The sequence below is a fragment of the Burkholderia savannae genome, from assembly GCF_001524445.2.
GTDB lineage: Bacteria > Pseudomonadota > Gammaproteobacteria > Burkholderiales > Burkholderiaceae > Burkholderia > Burkholderia savannae.
In genome coordinates, this window is the sequence record NZ_CP013418.1 from 659,109 (window position 1) to 674,392 (window position 15,284).

Annotated in this window: 13 protein-coding genes; 3 read left to right on the plus strand and 10 right to left on the minus strand. The window is 67.9% G+C overall.

Annotated features, from left to right (window positions below):
• Window positions 1-117 precede the first annotated feature (117 nt).
• Complete coding sequence (locus WS78_RS23915) at window positions 118-252, plus strand: entericidin A/B family lipoprotein (RefSeq protein ID WP_010109044.1); 135 nt, start codon at window positions 118-120, stop codon at window positions 250-252.
• 358 nt (window positions 253-610) lie between these two features.
• On the opposite strand, the gene WS78_RS23920 is transcribed toward WS78_RS23915, so the two are convergent.
• Together WS78_RS23920 and shiA are read right to left on the minus strand one after the other, a co-directional pair.
• Window positions 611-1,381, minus strand: a complete 771-nt coding sequence (locus tag WS78_RS23920; protein ID WP_038745429.1) for an IclR family transcriptional regulator domain-containing protein — start codon at window positions 1,379-1,381, stop codon at window positions 611-613.
• A gap of 55 nt (window positions 1,382-1,436) precedes the next feature.
• A complete protein-coding gene (gene shiA / locus WS78_RS23925) occupies window positions 1,437-2,744 on the minus strand; it encodes a shikimate transporter (RefSeq protein ID WP_038745427.1) in 1,308 nt (435 codons plus the stop codon).
• A gap of 424 nt (window positions 2,745-3,168) precedes the next feature.
• Here shiA and WS78_RS23930 point away from each other — a divergent pair, with 424 nt between their 5' ends.
• On the plus strand, window positions 3,169-4,299 hold the full coding sequence (locus tag WS78_RS23930; RefSeq protein ID WP_052145028.1) for a 4-hydroxyphenylpyruvate dioxygenase family protein: 1,131 nt from the start codon (window positions 3,169-3,171) through the stop codon (window positions 4,297-4,299).
• A 117-nt stretch (window positions 4,300-4,416) separates the two neighbouring features.
• Here WS78_RS23930 and WS78_RS23935 read toward each other — a convergent pair whose 3' ends face one another.
• The 3 genes from WS78_RS23935 to WS78_RS36245 form a co-directional block, all read right to left on the minus strand.
• The gene (locus tag WS78_RS23935) at window positions 4,417-5,652 is read right to left on the minus strand and encodes a 3-oxoacyl-[acyl-carrier-protein] synthase III C-terminal domain-containing protein (protein ID WP_038745423.1); all 1,236 of its coding nucleotides are present in this window, start codon (window positions 5,650-5,652) and stop codon (window positions 4,417-4,419) included.
• 327 nt (window positions 5,653-5,979) lie between these two features.
• Complete coding sequence (locus tag WS78_RS23945) at window positions 5,980-7,191, minus strand: Rieske 2Fe-2S domain-containing protein (protein ID WP_038745421.1); 1,212 nt, start codon at window positions 7,189-7,191, stop codon at window positions 5,980-5,982.
• A 413-nt stretch (window positions 7,192-7,604) separates the two neighbouring features.
• On the minus strand, window positions 7,605-7,979 hold the full coding sequence (locus WS78_RS36245; protein WP_156432347.1) for a hypothetical protein: 375 nt from the start codon (window positions 7,977-7,979) through the stop codon (window positions 7,605-7,607).
• Window positions 7,980-8,166: 187 nt separating this feature from the next.
• Between WS78_RS36245 and WS78_RS23950 the strand changes: the two genes are divergently transcribed.
• Window positions 8,167-9,885 carry a CocE/NonD family hydrolase gene (locus WS78_RS23950; RefSeq protein ID WP_059581983.1) on the plus strand — a complete coding sequence of 573 codons (1,719 nt, stop codon included), beginning with the start codon at window positions 8,167-8,169 and terminating at the stop codon, window positions 9,883-9,885.
• 347 nt (window positions 9,886-10,232) lie between these two features.
• Here WS78_RS23950 and WS78_RS23955 read toward each other — a convergent pair whose 3' ends face one another.
• The 5 genes from WS78_RS23955 to WS78_RS37245 form a co-directional block, all read right to left on the minus strand.
• A complete protein-coding gene (locus tag WS78_RS23955; protein ID WP_226377337.1) occupies window positions 10,233-10,961 on the minus strand; it encodes a helix-turn-helix domain-containing protein in 729 nt (242 codons plus the stop codon).
• Window positions 10,962-11,027: 66 nt separating this feature from the next.
• Window positions 11,028-11,438, minus strand: a complete 411-nt coding sequence (locus WS78_RS23960) for a response regulator (RefSeq protein WP_038745415.1) — start codon at window positions 11,436-11,438, stop codon at window positions 11,028-11,030.
• Window positions 11,439-11,932: 494 nt separating this feature from the next.
• Window positions 11,933-12,580 (minus strand): response regulator, encoded by a 648-nt coding sequence (locus tag WS78_RS23965; RefSeq protein WP_059581978.1) that lies wholly within the window; start codon window positions 12,578-12,580, stop codon window positions 11,933-11,935.
• Entirely contained in the window at window positions 12,577-14,625 is a 2,049-nt protein-coding gene (locus WS78_RS23970; protein ID WP_059581973.1) for a PAS domain S-box protein, read from the minus strand. Before WS78_RS23970 ends, WS78_RS23965 begins: the two co-directional genes overlap by 4 nt.
• A 20-nt stretch (window positions 14,626-14,645) precedes the next feature.
• Window positions 14,646-15,014: a hypothetical protein gene (locus WS78_RS37245; protein WP_197419494.1), complete on the minus strand. Its 369-nt coding sequence runs from the start codon at window positions 15,012-15,014 to the stop codon at window positions 14,646-14,648.
• Window positions 15,015-15,284 lie beyond the last annotated feature (270 nt).

Sequence of the window (15,284 nt, forward strand, 5' to 3'; positions counted from 1 at the left end):
TTGCCCCGTGCGGCGCGGCCCGTCCGTATAATCGGGACCAGTCCCCGCGCCTTGGCGCGGGCGGATTCGGATACGTCGGTCGCACGCCAAGCGCCCGCATTGACAAGGAGAGTGAGAATGAACCGCGCGATTGCCGCCGCCCTGCTGATCCTGACCGCCGCGCTTGCCGGCTGCAACACGATCGCGGGCGTCGGCCAGGACATTTCGAAGGGCGGCCAGGCGATCTCGGATACGGCCGAGAAGGCGAAGTAAGCGAGGTCGTTCTCCCGTTGAGGGAATCGCCGCCGTGACGGCGGCGGTATCGGCGGGCCCGGCGCGATGCCGGGCCCGCGTCGTTTCGGGCGGGCGCGAAGGCCGGGCCGCGCGCGCCATGATTCGCCGGCCTCGTCGTCGGCTCTCCTTCGAGCGGGCGTCCCAGACCGGCGAACCGCGCGCACGGCTCGGCCAGCCGGATCGGCGCGCCGCGTTCCGGCCGCGGCAGCCGGCATTCGGCGGCGCGCGACATTCGGCCCGCGACCCACGGCGCATGACTCACGGTGCACGACTCACGGCGCACGGTGCATGGCGCATGGCGCATGGCCCGCGACATCCGGCGCGCACGCGCGTCACATCACAGCACGTTCATCATCGCGAGCGCGGTTTCCTGCAGGGGCGGCAGCACGCGCTCGAGCGCGGCTTCGGCGCTTTCGCCGCCGATCGGCATGTTGGTGCTGAGCGCGGCGACGACCTCGCCCTGACGGTTCTTGAGCGGCACCGCGATCCCGCGCACGCCGACCTGCAACTGCTGCTCGATCAACGCATAGCCGTCGATGCGCGCGCGGTCGATCTTCTCCTGCAGGCGCGACTGGTTCGTTAGCGTGTGCGGCGTGAACGGCGGGAACTCGGTCGAGTCGAGCCACGCGCGCACCGCGTCCTGGTCGTCCTTGTACGCGAGCAGCACGACGCCCGGCGAGATCAGCGGCGCGGGCACGCGCGCGCCGAGCACGAAGCCCGTCGTCATCACGCGCGACACGCCGTTGCGCGCGATCACGACGAGCTCCCATTCGTCGAGCACGCTCACGTACGCGGATTCGTTGAGCGTCGCGCTCAGTTGCTGCAGATACGGCTGCACGGTGCGCGGCAGCCGCGCCGAGTCGAAGTACGACCAGCCCACCCGCAGCACGCGCGGCGTGAGCCCGTAGAGCCGCCCGTCCGTGTACACGTAGCCGAGCGATTCGAGCGTGAGCAGATAGCGGCGCGCGGCGGTGCGCGTCAGGCCGGTGCGCGCGGCGGCCTGGGTCGGCGTCATCCGCGCGTGCTGGCTGTCGAACGCCTCGAGGATCGCGAGGCCCTTTTCGAGGCCCGCGATCCAGTCGCGCTTGTCGAGCGGCGTCTTCTTCATGCTCGGCTCATGGGCGTTTCACGGACGCTTTTCATGCACGTTCGGCCGTCGGCGCTCAGGCGGCGCGCATCCGCGCGGCGACGAACGTCGAGATCAGGCAGCCGATCGCGAGATACGCGGCGACGAGGTGCCACGAGCCGCCGCCGAAGCTGACGAGCGCGACCGCGATGAACGGCGTGAAGCCGCCGCCGACGACGCTCGCGAACTGATAGCCGACGCCCGCGCCGCTGTAGCGGTACTCGGCGCCGAACAGCTCGGTGAAGAGCGGTTGCTGGACGCTCACGACCATGTCGTGCGCGACGTTCGCGAGCATCACCGAGAAGATCACGATCCAGACGGTCGCGCGCGCCTCGAGCGCGACGAAGAACGGCACCGCGCTCGCGAGCCCGACGAGCGCGCCGACGATGTAGACGCGGCGCAGCCCGAAGCGGTCGGCGAGCCATGCGAAGCAGGGGATCGTCACGCAGCTGATCGCGCCCACGAGAAGGCCGATGTTCAGGAACAGGTCGCGCGACATGCCGAGGTTCGACGTCGAATAGCTGAGCGCGAACGCGGTCACGATGTACATCGTGAACAGCTCGGCGAGGCGCAGCGCGACGATGTAGAGGAACGCCTTCGGATGGCGGGTCAGCGCCTCGATCACCGGCAGCTTCAGCTTGCGGCGGCCGTGCTCGACCTTCTCGACGAATTCCTGCGATTCGTCCATGCTCGCGCGCACCCACAGGCCGATCAGCACGAGCACGATGCTGAACACGAACGGCAGCCGCCAGCCCCACGCGCGGAACGCGGCGTCGCCGAGCGTGTGGCTCAGGATCGACACGATGCCCGTCGCGAGCACGAGACCGACGCCGTAGCCCACCTGCACGCCGCTGCTGTAGAACGCCTTTTGCTTCTGCGGCGCGCTTTCGACCGCCATCAGCGCCGCGCCGCCCCATTCGCCGCCGACCGCGAAGCCCTGCACCGCGCGCAGCGCGACGAGCAGCACGGGCGCCCACCAGCCGATCGTGCCGAAACTCGGCAGCAGGCCGATCGCGACCGTCGACAAGCCCATCAGCATCACGGTCAGCACGAGCATCCGCTTGCGGCCGAGCCGATCGCCGTAGTGGCCGAACACGACGCCGCCGAGCGGCCGGAACAGGAACCCGACGCCGAACGTCGCGAATGCGGCGAGCGTGCCCATCGTCGGGCCGACGTTCGGGAAGAACGCGTGGTTGAACACGAGCGCGGCGACGATGCCGTACAGCAGGAAGTCGTACCAGTCGACGACCGCGCCGACGAAGCTGCCGATCGCGGCCTTGCGGGCCTGGTTCTTGTGGATGGGTTCGGCGCCGACCGCGCCGGCTGCGTCAAATGCTGGGGTCATTCCTTGTCTCCTGTTGTCGTCGGCGCATGGCCGCCGCGGCCGCGACGCGTCTGCGGCGTGGCCGACGCGGCTCGCGCAAGCCGTCGTGCCGGGTTGACACGCAGCATAGGAGCGGCGGCGGCTTCGGAGCAACGGAACGGCACGTCATGATGAACGATCATCGAACGCAGGCGTGCGATTATCGAACGGTTTCGGGGTTTGCACTAGGCCGGCGCAAGCCCGTCGCCGGCGTGAACAGGCCCTGGGCGGGCGGCCGATGCGCGCCGCGCGTCGACACCGCTTGGCATCGTGAACGATTTGGTTAAAATTGCCGGCGCCGTCCGGCAATCGACGATCGCCCGCCGTCGCGCCGCGCCGCCGCGATTGCGCACGGCCGCGCCGATCGCAGGTCGCGTAAGATCTACCGCCAGCCCAGGAGACACCGATGCCCAGCCCCGCCAGCTCCCCGTCCAGCGCCCCCGCGTTTACCGGCCCGCCGGGCGACAATCCACTCGGGATGGCCGGACTCGAGTTCGTCGAATTCGCGTCGCGCGAGCCCGACGCGCTCGCGCGACGCCTCGGGCAGCTCGGTTTCAAGGCGATCGCGCGCCACGTCAGCAAGGCGGTCACGCTGTACCGCCAGGGGCACATGAACTTCCTCGTCAACGCGGAGCCCGACTCGTTCGCCGCGCGCTACGCGGACGAATACGGCACGGGCGTCTGCGCGATCGGCATCCGCGTCGACAACGCGCAGCGCGCGTTCGACCGCGCGATCGAGCTCGGTGCGTGGGCGTTCGAGGGCGAGCGGATCGGCGTCGGCGAGCTGACGATTCCGGCGATCCAGGGGATCGGCGCGTCGCACATCCATTTCGTCGACCGCTGGCGCGGGCGGGGCGGGCTGCGCGGCGGCGTCGGCGACATCTCGATCTTCGACGTCGATTTTCGCCCGATCGACGTCGCGACCGCGCAGGCCGACCTCGACTACGTCGGCACGGGCCTGCGGCAGGTCGACCACCTGACGCAGACGGTCGGCAGCGGCCGGATGCAGGAGTGGCTCGATTTCTATCGCGATCTGCTGCATTTCCGCGAGATCCACGAGCTCAACGCGAACTGGCACGTGTCGGAGGAATCGCGGGTAATGGTGTCGCCGTGCGGCGACGTGCGGATTCCGGTGTACGAGGAGGGCGCGCGGCGCACCGAGCTGATGCACGAATACCTGCCCGACCATCCGGGCGAGGGCGTTCAGCACATCGCGCTCGCGACCGACGACATCCTCGCGTGCACCGACGCGCTCGTCGCGAACGGCGTGGAGTTCGTCGAGCCGCCGGCGCGCTATTACGACGAGATCGACGCGCGGCTGCCCGGCTGCCGGATCGACGTCGACGCGCTGCGCACGCGCGGCATACTGGTCGACGGCGAGATCGGCGACGACGGCGTGCCGCAGCTTTTCTTCCAGACCTTCGTCAAGCGGCGGCCCGGCGAGATCTTCTTCGAGATCGTCCAGCGGCAGGGGCATCACGGCTTCGGCGAGGGCAACCTGCGCGCGCTCGCGCACGCGCGGGGCGCGGGCGGCTGAGCGGATTCGCGGCGTCGCCCGCATGCGTTTGCGGCGGACTCGCCGGGGCGGGCGACAGCGCTTCGCGCGCGGACGCACGTACGAACCTGCCAACGGGCACCCCGCCGCCGGCGCCGCTCATCCGTCGATCTTCTCGAACAGCAGCGATGTCGCGGTGAGCCCCGGTCCGAACGCCACCGACACGATCTTGCCGCCGACGGGCACCGCGTCGTCGCCGAGCATCGCCTGCCAGATGTGCGGCACAGTCGCCGACGACATGTTGCCGCACTGCTTCAGCACGTCCCAGCTCCAGTGCATCCGCGCGCGATCGACGCCGAGGCTCGCGACGATATGATCGAGAATCTTCGGCCCGCCGGGATGGATCGCGTAGAGCAGCGCGTTGCGCTCGCGCGCGAAGTCGATTCCGCATTGGCCGCACAGCTTCGTGAAGAGCGGCGCGATCGCGTCGCGTATGTAGAGCGGCACGCGTCGCGACAGATACATCTCGAAATTGTGCTCGCCGGGCTTCCAGGTCATCTCGTGGGTCGACGCTTCGATGATCGCGGTTTCCGCCGCGAGCAGGCGCAGCCCGCGCTTGTGCCGGCGGCGCGCTTCGTCGCCGCGATACGCGGAATACTTGATGAACCCGTCCGCGAACAGGGTGAGCGTGACGAGGTTGCCGCTCGACAGATCCGAAAAGTCGCCGTGGATCGACAGCAGCTCGGTGTGCACGACGTCGACGCGGCGCTTCGGTTTCGGCAGCAGGCAATGCGCGGCGGACAGATAACCGGACGCCATGTGAACGGGCGGAAACGCGCCGTAGCAGCCCATGTGGTACGAGTGCGTGACGTTCGTCGAGAGCCAGCGCTTGCGCGACACGAGCTTTTGCGCGGCGCTCGGCGACAGGTAGCCGGAGCAGCTCACATGGATGATGTCGTCCGGCGCCTCGCGCTCGTTTTGGTAGAAGCGCTCGAAACATGTGTCGGCGACTTCCGCGAAGTAGTCGAGGCGCTCGCCGAGCCCGCGCCCGCGCGGCGACTCGACGCCGACTTCGTTGAAGACCGCACGGTCCCACGTGTCCGGATCGCCGTTCAAGCGGGTCGACGAGGGAAGCGCGTGCAGTTGCCGGTGGCCGATGTGCTCGGGCGCGACGCCATAATGCCAGACGCGATCGCGAATGTAGGACGACAGATCGGTCCGGACGGCGTCGCCGACATCGACATCGTCGCGTTCGACTTCAAAGCGGCTCGATTCCCGGCCGCTCTTTTGCTCGATGAGCCATGCGATGTAGTCGAGCGATCGAGCCTGCGGCATCGGCGGCGACAATTGTTCGGAACGGAAATCCGTCAGCACGACGTCGAGTGATTGGGCCATGGCGATCTCCCTGTTCGAGTGGGGGATGGTGTCGGGAACGGCAAACGGCGTCGCGGCGGCTTGTGCGGAACGCGCGCCGGGGCGCGCCTCGGGGCTGCCGCGCGTCCCCGGCCGACGCGCGCCGATCGGCGCGCTAGCCCGCCGGCGAGCGAACCGGCGACGATTCGTCCGAGGCGGCCTCGCGCGTTGGCCGATCGATGAGGCCCAGGGCCGGAGCGGCGCGCGGGCGATTCGAGAAGACGCGCTATCGGCCGCGCGCGAGCGGCCCGGCGAGCCCCGCGATGCGCGCGGGCCGGACTGCTCCGCGCGGCGAGCGTCGCACGCGAATCATTTCTTGCCCTGCAGCGCGATGCCGACGTAGTCGCGCAAGCGCTGCACCGCGAATTCAACCGGCTTGCGCTTGCCCCATGTGAACGGCCGCGGCAGTTGCGATTCCATGCCGATGTCGCGAACGTTCCAGCGCAGCCCGCTTTGCATCGACGCGATCTCGACTGCGGTGTCCTTTTGCGTGCGCGTCAATCGGGTTTCGAGGCTGTCGAGCGCGTCAAGCACGACGCCCTCCGGGCCATAACGCTTGAACCAGACCTTGTCGTTGTAGTGCTCGCGGTACCACGCGACGAACTTGTCGGACAACTGCGATGTGCCGCCGATGCCGAAGCGGCTCGCGCCTTGCTGCAAGCGCTCGAACTGCTTTTCGGCGACATAGAAATCCTCGTAGGCGATCGCGCTCGTGAACGCCTTGCGCGGCGTCGTCAGATTGAAGATCACCTTCGCGAGCGGCGTGGCGAGCTTCTTCGACGAAGGCATCATCATCAGGAAGTGCCGGTTCGAATGCTCACGCGTGGGGACGATCAGCAGATAGATATGGACCGCGTACCATTCGCTCAAGTGCGGCTGCGCGAGCGTCGCGGCCGGCGAGAGCTCCGGATCGTAGTGATAGCGCAGATTCTGATGCCGCTCGCCCGCCACGCTTCTGCGGTGCACGTGCCTCGTGTGCAGCAGGTCGAGGAATCCCGCCGTCCACAGATCCCACGGCTGGTTGAAGTCGAACACGTCCGCCCTGAAGCAGGCCGGCAATGGCGCGTCGTCGCCGATGAGGCGCGTGAGCGGCTGTACGAACGGGATCGGCTCCGACGCGTCCGGATAGATCCAGATCAGCAGGCCGTCGTCGAGCGCCGGATAGCTGTATCGGCACGCGTCCATGCGATTCGACATGCCGCTCGGATGGCTGCATTGGCCGGCGCCGTTGAACTGCCAGCCATGGTAGCGGCAGACGATGTGTCCGTCTTCGACCGTGCCGATCGACAACGGCACCGATTTGTGCGGGCACAAGTCCTGCAAGCATTGAACGCGGCCGCTCGCGTTGCGGAACAGCGCGAGCGGCTCGCCGAATAGCGAGATGCCGTGCGGTAGCGTCGAGCCCACGTCGTGCGAGTAAGCGACGGGCCACCAGTTCTTGCGCAAGTCGTCGTTCGGCTGTCGCGGGCGGTTGCCGTGCGTGGTGTCGGTCTCGGTGATTTTCAGTTTCAGTGAGTGCATGTCGAACTCCTGTCGTCGAGATGCGGTGCCGTTGCCAGTTTCCTTCCGGTGGCGAGCGGTTCCGGCGCGCGCGGGCCGGATCGCGGAGGGCGGCGGCGAACGCTTGTCGTGTGGCGCGGCGTCGCGTGCGCAACGCGCCGCCCGCGAGCGATGTCGCCGGATGGGCGGACCAAGGCGGCGCGGAGTTGCTTCGAGTGCAATGATTCAACGCACGCCGGGCGCGACGGTGCGCCAATTGACGAAGCACGCTTGCGATGGCGGTCTCTAGCCGCAGCGCGCCGTTTGTCGGATGTCGTGGGGCAAACGCTTTTTCTACAAGATTTTTTTGCGATTTCGAAATCAGTATAGGTTCAGTTATTTTTTGTCGACGGCAACTTCATGGTATGGCCTCTCTAATCAATGACGATTTATTTTTAAAAAATAGCCAATTGTTTGATTTTGGCTGAATCATGAAAATCGGTATTGCGATCTGCTTGAAGAAAATTCTCGAAATCGCATTCATTTCGGATACGGCCCCGGCGATTCGCCGGCCGCGTGCGAATTAGGTCGCCACCAAGGTTTTCGTTGCACCGCGCCATACGATTCGCGCGGCGACCCCGCCCCGATTCGACGCGGCCGGCTCGCGCCGAATGCGCCAAATGCGCCGGATGTTCGTTTTCATCGCGTTTCCGTGTTTCGATTCGACTCGGCGTTTCGTTTCGAATGTTTACTTTATTTTTTGCGCGGGCACCGGTTTCAAACGACGACGAAGCGCGGCGGCGGCGGCTCGGCATTGCGATATGGGACACCCTCTGCGCGGCTCAAACGGTAAGCGGCGCGCACGCGCCGCCGGTTGGCGTTTTCGCACCTTTCACCCACCTTGACCCTCGGCTCGGCGAATGGCTCAATCAGTCAGCGCCGCGCTGGAATCCGCCAAGCGGGCCGCCGGCGGCGCGACCCGACCGAACAAGATCCAAGAGCAATTGGAGGAGATACATGAAGCTTGCGCGTTTCATTGGGGGCTGGAGTTTGGTGCTTGCCGCCTCGCTCGCCCACGCGGGCGTGTCCTGCCGCCCCGCGACGCCCGCCGAAGCGGCCGTCTACACGACGCCGTTCCAGTTTCCCGGCGTGAGCTCGCCGAAGGACGGCACCTGCTGGGTCAACAACCAGACCGTGACGGCGACGGACGGCACGCGGCTCACCGCGAACGTGTTCTTGCCGAAGATCACGAGCCCCGACCAGAAGTTTCCTGCGATCGTGATGATCTCGAGCTGGGCCGCAGCCGATTTCTTCGAGTATCTCGGCCAGCAGCGCAAGCTCGCGCAGGACGGCTACATCGTGCTCGCGTACACCGCGCGCGGCTTCTATCTGTCGGGCGGGCAGGTCGAGGTCGCGAGCCCGCAGGACGTGAAGGACGTATCGTCGGCGCTCGACTGGGTGTCGGCGAACACGCCCGCCGATCCCGACAAGCTCGCGGCGAGCGGCATTTCGTACGGCGCGGGGCTGTCGCTCCTCGCGCTCGCGCAGGACAAGCGGCTGAAGACGGCGGCCGCGCTCTCCGGCTGGGGCGATCTCGCCGATCAGCTCTACGGCGCGCAGTCGCCGAACGCGACGTGGAGCGCGGTGCTGTTCCTGTCCGGCAAGGTGACGGGGCGGCTCGATCCGATCGTCGACCAGTACGTGAAGGCGCTGCTCGATCCGAACACGACGCAGGCCAAGGCGGACGAGATCATCGCGTGGGCGCGGGTGCGCTCGCCGTCGACGTATCTCGACGCGCTGAACCGCCGCGGCGCGCCGGTCTTCATCAGCAAGAATTTCGAAGACGACATGTTCACGCCGAACTCGTCGCTGAAGCTGTTCTCGCAGTTGACGGTGCCGAAAAAGCTCGTGCTGAATCCGGGCATCCATGCGCAGGCCGAGATTCCGGGCGCGCTCGTCGGCGCGCCGAACGTTCCGTACGACCAGGCGCACCGCTGGTTCGACCGCTGGCTGAAAGGCGTGCAGAACGGCGTCGACACGGAGCCGAAGGTGTCGATGCAGATCAAGTTCACGAACACGCGCGAATCGTTCGACACGTGGCCCGCGAGCAACGTGCAGGCGCAGACGCTGTACGTCGCGCCGCGCGGCCCGCTGCGCTGGGATCTGTCGTGCCTGTGCAAGAAGGGCGTGTCGGGCGCGCTGCAGAGCGGGCCGAACCGCACCGCGGGCGGCGATCTGATCCAGAACTTCGCGGACACGACCGCGACGAGCGGCCCGATTCCGGTGCTGTCGACGTTCGGCGAGAGCCTCGGCGCGCCCGTCGTCAATCAGCTCGCCACCGTCAATCTCGCAACGGGCGTGCGCTACGAGGGCGCGCCGCTCGCGCAGCCGCTGCATCTGCGCGGCGTCGCGCAGCTGAACCTGCGCGCGACGCCGTCGCAGGCGCGCGCGCAGGTCGTCGCGTACCTGTACGACGTCGACGCGCTCGGCTTCGGCAAGCTGATCACGCACGGCGCGCGGACCGTGCACTGGGCGAGCCCGGGCGCGACGATCGATTTCCCGATCGAGTTTTCGGCGACCGCGTACGACGTGCCGGCGGGCCACCACATCGGCATCGTGCTCGACACGTACGACAGCCTGTATCAGCCGCCCGTCAATCCGGGCGAGCGCTTCGGCGTGACGTTCGAGTTCGATCCGAACAAGCAGTCGACGCTCGTGCTGCCGGTGCGCTCGTAACGCGCGCGCGACGCCGATCGACGGACGCGCCGCGGCGAAGTGACGAGGCGGCGCACATCGGCGACGAAACGCGCGGCGCGAGCGGCCGGGCGTTGGCAAAAAAAATGGACGGCCGTATCGCTACGCCGTCCTCAAGCGCCTCTTTCGAGGTAGGGTATTCAGCCGTCGATTTTCGATCTCGTTCTGCTCGTGCCAGCCAGTTTGCTCCCCGTATGGTTCGGCCCCGTCGCGGCCCGGCGTGCGCCGGGCCTTCCTCGTGATGTCCGGCCTGCCTGTCTTTTTTCTATCCCCGTAGCTTTTTTCTATCCCCGTAGCGATTGTTCCGCGATCCGCGTGGCCGCCGCGCGTCACACGCGCGCGAGGCCGACCGGATCGATGATGCGAATCTGCTTGCCGCGCGGCGCGATCAGCTTGTCGCGCTGGAACTTCGACAACATCCGGCTGACGGTCTCGAGCTTCATTCCCAGATAGCAGCCGATTTCCTCGCGCGTCATCCGCAGGTTGAATTCCGCGGCCGAGTAGCCGCGCTTCTGGAAACGCTCGGAGATGTTGAGCAGGAACGCGGCGACGCGCTGGTCGGCCGTCATCGTGCCGAGCAGCATCATCTGGCTCGACTCGCGGACGATCTCGCTGCTCATCAGGCGATGCACGTGATGCTGCATCGGCTTCACGTCGCGGCACACGACTTCGAGCTGCGCGAACGGAATGATGCAGACGGTGCTGTCCTCGAGCGCGACCGCATCGCTGTTGTGGCGGCCGGCGCACACGCCGTCGAGGCCCATCGTCTCGCCGACGATCTGGAAGCCCGTCACGTGCTCCTGGCCGTCGCGATGCATGACGACCGTCTTGAACGAGCCGGTGCGCACCGCGTAGATGCTCTGGAATGTGTCGTGCGTGCGGAACAGCGTGTCGCCGCGCTTGACCTGACGCGTCGAGCAGATCAGCGCGTCGAGCTTCGCGAATTCGTTGACGGTCAGGTCGGCGGGCATGCAGACGCTGCGCATCGCGCAGTTCGAGCAGCGCGTGGCCGGACGCTTGGCCGCGTCGTCACGCGCGGCCGCACGCACCGCTATCATCGCGCGCTGCTGCGCCGCGGGCGTCAAGGCGTTCTGCGTTTGCGCTTGCAACATGATCTGCTCCTGTCATTCGGCTGCGTGCGGTCGACGCGCGCTGGCCAGGGTCCTCACGGTGCGGCAGGCGGCGTCGACGTCGGCGGTCTTGTCGAAGAAGAAATCCGCTCCCGCGTCGCTGCATGCCGCGCGAAATGCCGGTCCGGACAGGTTGGTCAGCACGATCTTGACCACCTTCGGAGCGGCGCGCGTCAGCGCCGAAATCAACTCGAGTCCGCTGCCGCCCGTCAGTCTCAGCTCGATGACGGCGACGTCGGCGCCCGTTTCGAGAATGCCCGCGAGCGCGGCCGGAGCGTCCTCGGCCTCGCCGACCACCTCGACCCCGAGGATCGTCTCGAACAGCGACGTAAGGCGATCTCTGACCGGGGCCGCGTAGTCGGCGAGAAAGACTCTCAGCGGAGGAGTTGACTCGCGTGCATCCATGACCGGCAGTATGGTCGGCCCGGGCGCGGCGCGAAATCAGCGCCGGGTGAAAATGGGGTAGGCAATGGCGGGTTCGACGTAGGGATATTCCTACGAGGGATTGCGCGGATGCGGACAGGCGCCGGGGCGCGGGGCGGTGGAGGCGGAACGTGCGGCGGAAACGGCGCGCTCAGGGGGCCGGCGTCGAGGGCACGGCCGGCCCGGCCGTGGCGCATCGCGCGGAGGGCGCGGGGCGGCGAGCGGTCGAGTTGTCGAGCGGCGGCTCGTGGAAAGCGCGCCGCCGCCGCAACGGCAGGCGAGATCGGGCCAAATCGATTCGAATCGGGCGGAATCGGGCGGAATCGGTCAGCCACGGGCGACGAGCGCCGCCCGGTAAGGACGATAGCGGGCGAACGCAAGCGGCGAACCCGCGGCCGGCAGGCGGGCCGGGAAGCGCACGAACGAACGAGCGAGCGGCGCAGGCGCGCGCGGCCCGCCCGCGGCGACGCGCTCGATCAGACTTCGTCGCTGTCGTCGAACAGCTTGTGCCGCAGCGCGTAGCGCACGAGCGCCGCATCGTGCGGCATCTGCATCTTCTCGAGGATGCGCGCCTTGTAGGTGCTGACCGTCTTCGCGCTCACGTCGAGCGCCTGCGCGATCTCGGTGATCGTCTCGCCGGCGGCGATCCGGCGGAACACGTCGAACTCGCGGTCCGACAAGCGCTGGTGCGGCAGCGATTCGACGGGCTCGTTCAGGCTCTGCGCGAGCCGCTCGGCCATCGCGAGGCACACGTAGACGCCGCCCGCCGCGATCTTCGTCAGCGCGCCGACGAGCTCCGCGCTCGCGCTTTCCTTCGTCATGTACCCGGACGCGCCCGCGCGAAACGCGCGCGACGCGTATTGCTGCTCCGCATGCATCGTCAGCACGAGGATGCGCAGCGCGGGCTTTTCCTCCTTGATCTGCTTGATGAGATCGATGCCGTTGCGGCCCGGCATCGACAGGTCGAGCACCAGCACCTGCGCGTCGGCCGAGCGCATCAGCTCGATGGTCGAGATGCCGTCGCACGCCTCGCCGACGACCTCGAAGCCCGTCGCGCTGCCGAGAATGTGACGCAGGCCGTCGCGCACGAGCGCGTGATCGTCCGCGATCAAGACCTTGATCATAGGAGCGCGTCCTGTTGCCGGATCGCCGCGAGCGGCAGCGTGACCTTGATCGAGAAGCCCTGTCCGGGCACGGAATCGATCGTGACGGTGCCGCTCAGCATGTGCGCGCGCTCGCGGATGCCGATGAGCCCGAACGACTTGTCGCCGTGCCTGTCGCGACGCTCGCCGGGCTGCACGCCGCGGCCGTCATCCTTGATCTGCAGCAGGCACAAGTCCTGGTCGATCGCGAGCGTGAGGTCCACGCGGGACGCGTCCGCGTGGCGCGCGACGTTGGTGAGCGCCTCCTGGACGATCCGGAACAGCGTCGTCGCGCCGGCGTTCGTGAAGCGCGTGTCGGCCGTGTCGAGCCGGCGCTCGACGTCGATCCCGTAGCGATTCGTGAAATCGTTTGCGAGCCATTCGATCGCGGGCACGAGACCGAGATCGTCGAGCATCACGGGCCGCAGGTCGGCCGCGATGCGCCGCACCGACGCAACCGTCGAATCGATGAGCCGCCGCATCCCTTGCAACTGCTGCTCGACGGCCGCGATCGGCTGCGCGTCGGCTTGCTCCTCGCGATGGCGGGCGAGTGCGATCGCGATTGCCGATACGTCCATCTTGAGCGCGGTGAGCTGCTGACCGAGATCGTCGTGCAGCTCGCGCGCGATTCGCGTCTTCTCCTCCTCGCGCACGTTCTGCAGGTTCGCGGACAGCTCGCGCAGCTCCTCGCGCGACTGGCGCAGCGCATTCTCGGCGCGCACGCGCTCGGTGACGTCGCGCAGCATCACCGTGTACAGCTTGCCGGAGCCGTCGCGGATCTGCGAGATCGACGCCTCGATCGGAAACTCCTCGCCGTTCTCGCGCAGCCCGAACAGCACGCGCTGGCGGCCCATCTGCCGCTCGGACACGCCCGTCACGCCGAACTGCTCGACGTGCTTCGCGTGCGCCGGGCGAAAGCGCTCGGGGATGAAGCGCGACAGCGACGAGCCGATCGCATCCATCGCGGACACACCGAACACGCGCTCGGCGGCCGGATTGAAGATCACGATGGTCTGCCTGTCGTCCACCGTGATGATCGCTTCCATCGACGAGCGGATGATGCCCATCATCCGCGCTTCGTTGAGCGGGCTGTCGTCGGCGTATTCGCTGCGCGCGCCGAGCCGGCCGACGAGCAGATACGCGAGCACCGCGAACAGCGCGGAGGTGGCCGCGCCGGCGACGAGCACCGTGGTCGCGACGGCGTTCGAGCGGATCGCCGCCCAGCGGTTCTCGGTCTTGTAGGCGAGGGTGAGCGGCGTGCCGCCGAAATTGAGCGGGTCCGCTCGCGTGAGCGGCGGATGCGACGAGTCCGCGCCGGCGTCGTCGCGATCGGTCGTGTAGACGAGCGCGCCGCGCTCGCCCGCCGTCAGGCGCAGGTCGATGTCGCGATCGTTCGACGTCGACAGCTCGACGAGCCGCCGCGGATCGAGCGTCGCGACCAAGAAGCCCGACGTGTCGGCGCGGCGGCGCTCCGCGGCGGGCAGCGCTTCGTTCGCGGCGTAGACGGGCAGGTAGAGCGCGAGCGTGCCGGCGCCGTTGTCCGGCGCGTACGTGCCGTCGGCCGGCGCCGCATGGGCGTCGAGCGTCGCGAGGCCGGAGTCGGCCGCGCGCAGCAGCGCGGCGCGCGCCTGCGGATCGACGCTCGCTTGCGCGGCGCCGACGATCGCTTTCGCGTCGATGAAGCCAAGCGAGCGGATCGGCGAGCGCGCACGGTCGAGATCGAGCTGCGCCTGATAGTTCGCCCAGCCGCCGGCGGCGGGCGACGCGTTCGAGCCGAGCATGCCGCGCGCGCCGCGCAGCACCGTCGTGGCGGTCAGCAGCTCCTGGCGCAGGGTTGTCGTCACATGTGCGGCGCGGCGCTCGAAACGGGCCTGCGCGGCGTCGCGCTCCTGCTGCAGCACGAGGCGCGCGACGCCGTACGACGCGGCGATGCCCAGCGCGGCGACGGCCACGGCCACGAGCGCGGCGCGCCGGTCGGTGCGGGACGCATCGCGCGATGCGCCAGGGCTGAACCCGCTGGCGGTCATGAATTCATACCTATGCTTCGTTATGCCGGTGTTGCTGGTTGGGGGGCATCGAGCGAATGCGCTCGATACGCGGCGGGTATTGGAATGCCGATATTTTGCGTGATTCCCGTCATTTTCGGCAATGCGACAACGCGGAGGCGCCGCGTGCCGAATTCTTTCAAATATTGCGCCGCGAGGCAATCGGTTCCCACCCGGCACAGCCGCGCGGACTCGACACGCGCGCGCGGGCCGCCGTCAACGTCCGCGAGCCGCGCATCGCATCGTGCGGTGCGGCATCCGCGCGACGGGCAAGAATGCGCCGCGCGCGCGATCGGCATTTTTTGCGCCGCCAGGCGCGCGTCATCGATTTCACCGATATTCGGCGAGACCTCGCCATCGGCATTTTCCATGTCTTGGCGATCATTCGAATGGCGTGCGGCGCGAGTTTTCCGTTACCGATTATTTCGCTGCCGCGTCGGCGGATTCGGCCGCGCAATGGCGGCGCCCGGCCGATTTTGCATCGGATGCCGGCGCCGGCCCGATCGGCGCAAATGCCCGGCCGGCGCCGCGGCGCGCCGCCCCGGCCGGCGGCGGCGCGCGCTCCGCGCGGGCGCGACGGCGGCCGCGATTGGTTACGTTACCTTTACTTTGCGGAAGGCCGTTGCTAGATTCAAAACCGT